The organism is Actinomycetota bacterium (genome assembly GCA_036280995.1).
Lineage (GTDB): Bacteria > Actinomycetota > CALGFH01 > CALGFH01 > CALGFH01 > CALGFH01.
On the sequence record DASUPQ010000281.1, the window covers coordinates 1 to 4,854 of the forward strand.

The 4,854-nt window shown below is 71.6% G+C and carries 5 protein-coding genes; all 5 read left to right on the forward strand.

Going from position 1 to position 4,854, the window contains the following annotated elements; all coding sequences use genetic code 11:
• Positions 1–106 precede the first annotated feature (106 nt).
• The 5 genes from VF468_09350 to VF468_09370 all read left to right on the forward strand — a co-directional run bounded on the left by VF468_09350 (position 107) and on the right by VF468_09370 (position 4,664).
• Positions 107–1,858 (forward strand): FAD-binding protein, encoded by a 1,752-nt coding sequence (locus VF468_09350; protein HEX5878512.1) that lies wholly within the window; start codon positions 107–109, stop codon positions 1,856–1,858.
• 294 nt (positions 1,859–2,152) lie between these two features.
• The gene (locus tag VF468_09355) at positions 2,153–2,611 is read left to right on the forward strand and encodes a GNAT family N-acetyltransferase (GenBank protein HEX5878513.1); all 459 of its coding nucleotides are present in this window, start codon (positions 2,153–2,155) and stop codon (positions 2,609–2,611) included.
• A gap of 369 nt (positions 2,612–2,980) precedes the next feature.
• The gene (locus VF468_09360; GenBank protein HEX5878514.1) at positions 2,981–3,289 is read left to right on the forward strand and encodes a hypothetical protein; all 309 of its coding nucleotides are present in this window, start codon (positions 2,981–2,983) and stop codon (positions 3,287–3,289) included.
• A 106-nt stretch (positions 3,290–3,395) separates the two neighbouring features.
• On the forward strand, positions 3,396–4,037 hold the full coding sequence (locus VF468_09365) for a hypothetical protein (GenBank protein ID HEX5878515.1): 642 nt from the start codon (positions 3,396–3,398) through the stop codon (positions 4,035–4,037).
• Between the two features lie 12 nt (positions 4,038–4,049).
• Positions 4,050–4,664, forward strand: coding sequence for a DUF3618 domain-containing protein (locus tag VF468_09370; protein HEX5878516.1), 615 nt, complete (start codon positions 4,050–4,052; stop codon positions 4,662–4,664).
• Positions 4,665–4,854: the final 190 nt, after the last annotated feature.

Below are 4,854 nucleotides of genomic sequence, written 5' to 3' on the forward strand. Positions count from 1 at the left end.
CGAGCGCAGGCACCGCGGGCGCTCACGCGGGCTACGGTCGCGCGGGCGGACCGGCGGGTGCATGCTGGAGGTGTCCGCCGACCCCTTCAGACCGTGGCCGAGCCGCATGCCCAGTTCCCAGCCTCGCAGCAACGTCGCCAACGTCCTGGTGATCGGGACGGGGGCGGCCGGGCTGCGCGCCGCCATCGCCGCCCACCAGGCCGGCAGCGAGGTCGTGGTGGTGGGCAAGCGCCGCCGCGAGGACGCTCACACGGTGCTGGCCGCCGGCGGGATCAACGCCGCCCTCGGCTCGGTGGACCCACAGGACTCCTGGCAGCAGCACTTCGGCGACACCCTGCGGGAGGGCTACTTCCTGGCCGACCCGCGGGTGGTCGAGCTGCTGGCCAGGGAGGCGCCGGCGGCGGTGCTGGAGCTGGCCGACTGGGGCGCCCCGTTCGCCCGCACCCCGGACGGTCGGCTGGATCAGCGGTTCTTCGGCGCCCACCGGTGGCGGCGGACCTGCTATGCCGGCGACTGGACGGGCCGGGCGATCCTGCGGACGCTGGCCGCCAAGGTCGCTGAGCTCGGCCTGACCGTGATCGACGACCAGTACGTGTCCCAGCTGCTGGTCGCCGACGGGGTCTGCTTCGGGGCGTTGGCCTTCGACCTGGAGACCGGCGAGCGGACCGTGTTCCTGGCCGATGCGGTGGTGTTGGCCGCCGGCGGCCACACCCGCATCTGGCGGCGCTCGTCCTCGCGGCGGGACGAGAACACCGGCGACGGCATGTACCTGGCCCTGCGGGCCGGCTGCCGGCTGGCCGACATGGAGCTGGTCCAGTTCCACCCGACCGGGATGGTCGCCCCCGAGGAGGCGGCGGGCACCCTGGTCACTGAGGCCGTGCGCGGCGAAGGGGGCCAGCTCAAGAACGCGCTGGGGGAGCGGTTCATGGCCCGCTACGACCCCGAGCGGATGGAGCTGTCGGCCCGCGACCGGGTGGCGCTGGCCAACTACACCGAGATCGCCCAGGGCCGGGGAGGCCCCAACGGCGGGGTGTTCCTGGACATCAGCCACCTCGGCAAGGACGTCATCTTGGAGAAGCTGCCCCGGATGTACCGGCAGTTCCTGGAGCTGCAGATGCTGGACATCTCCCAGCAGCCGATGGAGGTCGCCCCGACCGCCCACTACTCGATGGGTGGGGTGGTGGTCGACCCCGAGACCCACGCCACCGACGTGGCCGGCCTGTACGCCGCGGGCGAGATCGCCGCCGGGCTCCATGGGGCCAACCGGCTGGGCGGCAACTCCCTGGCCGAGACGGTCGTGTTTGGCCGCCGGGCCGGGGAGGCCGCCGCCCGCTACTCGGCCTCCCGTGATGTGGCCCTGCGGGCCCGCGACGTGGTCCGGGCCGCCGACCAGGAGCTGTCCGGTTTCATCCGCCATGGGCGCCAGTTCGCCCGCCCCCTGCAGCGGGCGCTCCGCGACACCATGTGGGAGACCTGCGGGGTGGTCCGTGACCAGGCTGGGCTCCAGCGTGGCCTGGAGCGGCTGGCCGAGCTACGGCGGCTGGCCGCCGACGTGGACGTCCGGCCGACCTCCGAGGGTTACGCCGACCTGGCCCACGCCCTGGACCTTCGCGCCTCCCTGGCCGCCGCCGAGGCCACCCTGCTGGGGGCGCTGGCCCGCACCGAGAGCCGCGGCGCCCACCAGCGCCGCGACCATCCCGAGCTCGACCCCGAGCTGCGGGTGAACTTCCAGGCCCGCCTGGACGGCACCGGCCGCCTGGCCGTCGACGCCCGGCCTGTGCCGGCCGTGCCGGCCGAGCTGGCCGGCTGGACACGGCCGGACCCGGACCTGAGCGTGGCCGGGCGCCTGCTCGAGTAGTCGAGGTCAGGCTGCCGTCGGGCCCGGCGAGGCGTCCGGGGTGACCCAGGGCGTGGCCGTGGGTGCCTGGTCGTCGCCGGATTCGTCCTGGACCGGGCGTCGGTGGCGTTGCCCTTGCTCGCCTCCGCTCCCTTCAGTGCGCTGCTCTTGCTCGTGCCGCGGTTCAAAGGATCGGGTGAACGGCCATTCCGCGGGGAACAACCCCCCTGCTGAAGCTGAAGGTTGGAGGTGTGCGCTTCGACCCGGTGCCGAGCCGTTCCTGCCCACCGGTTTGGGCGTGAGGAGGGAGTGCCCGTGCGGATCACCGTGGTCGGCCCCGCCGACCTGCCAGAGTTGCTGCCGCTGATGCGCGCCTACTGTGACTTCTACCAGGTTGCGCCCGCCGACCAGGCCCTGCTCGCACTGTCGCAGGCGCTGCTCGCCGACCCGCAACGGGAGGGGCTGCAGCTGCTGGCCCGCGACGACACCGGCCGGGCTGTCGGCTTCGCCACCCTCTTCTGGACCTGGCAGACGCTGGCCGCCGCCCGCGTCGGGGTGATGAACGACCTGTACGTGGCCGCCGAGGCGCGCGGCACCGGGATGGCCGACGGACTCATCGCCGCCTGCCTGGAGCGCTGCCGCGAGCACGGCGCAACCCGCCTTGTCTGGCAGACGGCGGCCGACAACCACCGCGCGCAGGCCGTCTATCAGCGGCTTGGGGCGACCCGCGATGAGCGCTGGCTGGACTACCAGCTGCCGGTTGATCCTGGCTGACTTCTGGCGGCGCAGGGACGGCCCGCCGAGGTGCGGAGGGCCAGTCAGGAACGGTGCCTGGCTGGGCCGTCCTGTGGCCGGAGGGTCGGATTCCGGCCTGAGGGTTTAGGCCGAGTTTCGGTGGCTACCCTTCACCATGTCGGGGAGGTTCTCCGGCTGTCGGTGGGACCAGGTCCTCGTCCCACACGTGCGGAGGTTGCCAGGCAGCCGGTCCGCCCCGTTCCCCGCTCCACAGCGTGCTCGAGGGCGCTCCCGAATCCAGGCGAGGCGTTGCCAGCCTGCCGGTGAGCGTGCTCTGTGGCACGGCGCACGCCCACCATCACCCAGCTCGGGGTCATTCAACCCGGGCGCTCACTGAAAGGCAGCAGCATGGACACAGAGGTTGGCCGCACTGCCGGCACAGCCACCACCGATCGGCGCGGCCTCGCCCGCCGGGTCAGCACCGAGACCAAGGCCGCCTACAAGACCACCGAGTTCATCACCTATGTGGTGGTCTTCGCCGGGATCCTGGTGGCCTCGTTCCTGGTCAAGACCGGTCAGGACGGCCAGCGGATCGACTACTTCCGGGCCGACAAGGCCTGGTGGTATATCACCCTGCTCACCATTGGCTACATGATCGCCCGGGGGCTGGCCAAGTCGGGTAGCCGCGAGCCCTACGACGACAGCGACCGCCGCTAACCGCGGCTGGCCGGGCCAACTCTCGGCCCGGCCGTCTTGCTCAGCGGCCGCCGGACGCGCTCTCCGCGAGCTGTCCGGCGGCCGCGGTAGAGAAAGGAAGCACCGCATGACCGACTCCACGTTCGGGTCGACCGCGACCGCTGACCGGTCGACGACCGAGCAGGTCAACGACCAGGTCCGCGGCACGACAGGGCTGGCCCAGGACAAGGCCAGGGGAGCGCTCGGCCAGGCCCGCAGCGGGCTCCGTGACCAGATCGACCAACGTTCCACCCAGGCCGGCGAGCAGGTCCAGTCGACCGCGCAGGACATGCGCACCATGGCTGAGCAGCTGCGGGGCCAGGGCAAGGACACGCCAGCCCGGATGGCCGAGCAGGTTGCCGACCGGGCCGAGACCTTCGGCGGCTACCTGCGCGACGCCGATGGCGAGCGGCTGCTCCGGGATGTGGAGGACGTTGCCCGCCGCCAGCCCTGGTTGATGGCGGCTGGCGGGTTGGCGCTGGGCTTTGCCGCCTCCCGGTTCCTGAAGGCCTCCAGCAGCCGTCGCTACCAGACCGGGGACGACCGCTCGTCGGCCGGCCACAGCGTGGACGACGTGACCTGGGCCACCGGAGCCCCGTCCACCTCCACCCCGGCCGACAACGGCTCCGAGACCCCGTTTACCCAAGCCGACGTGGTCGCGCCGGCCGTAGGCAGCAACCCCTCGGCCACCCAGCCCATCACGCCAGTCACCGAGTCCAGGAGACGGTAAGGAGGACGTGGCATGGGCCAAGACCCAGATGCGATCCGAGACGAGATAGCGCAGACACGGGCCGATATGAGCGAGGCGGTGGAGGCGATCGGCTACAAGGCGGACGTGCCCACCCGAGCCAAGGACAAGGTGAGCCAGAAGGTGGAAGACGTGAAGTCCAAGGTGAGTGAGACCGCCACCCGGGCCAAGGAGGCCGTGACCGGCACAACCTCCCGGGTCGGGGACGCGGCAAGCGGGACCGCAGCCCGGGTGGGCGAGGCCACCCCGTCCGGCGGTGAGGCCAAGCAGCAGGCCAAGCGAGCGGTCGGCCTGGCCAAGGAGAACCCGCTCGGGCTGGCCGTCGGTGCGGTCGCGCTGGGCTTCCTGGCCGGCCTTGTTGTCCCCAGTACTCGGGTGGAGAACGAGCGGCTGGGGCCGGTGGCCGATCAGGTCAAGGACAAGGTCAAGGAGACCGGCCAGGAGGCCCTGGACCACGGCAAGCAGGTCGCCCAGGAGGCAGCCAGTAGCGTCGCCGACACCGCCAGGCGGCAGGGACGTGAGCACGGCCAGGATCTCGCCCAGAGCGTCAAGCAGAACGCCCAGGACGTCCGTGACCAGGCAACGCAATCCTCTACCACCAGGTCATAGACGCTGCTCGCCGTACCTGCTCGACTGCATTGCTTGTTAAAGTAAGCGTATGCCAACTAAACTATGCACAGCCAGCATCCGCTGGTCATGACGAGAGGAACCACCCGTGCCGACCAAGACCCTGCGGGGCAACGACTCGCAGACCCCCATCCTGAGCGCCGTACGCGAGAGCCAGACGGCGTTCATCGAC

Coding starts and splice junctions, on each gene's coding strand:
- VF468_09350 (HEX5878512.1), top strand. CDS start 107: ATGCCCAGTTCCCAGCCTCGCAGCAACGTCGCCAACGTCCTGGTGATC.
- VF468_09360 (HEX5878514.1), top strand. CDS start 2,981: ATGGACACAGAGGTTGGCCGCACTGCCGGCACAGCCACCACCGATCGG.
- VF468_09365 (HEX5878515.1), top strand. CDS start 3,396: ATGACCGACTCCACGTTCGGGTCGACCGCGACCGCTGACCGGTCGACG.
- VF468_09370 (HEX5878516.1), top strand. CDS start 4,050: ATGGGCCAAGACCCAGATGCGATCCGAGACGAGATAGCGCAGACACGG.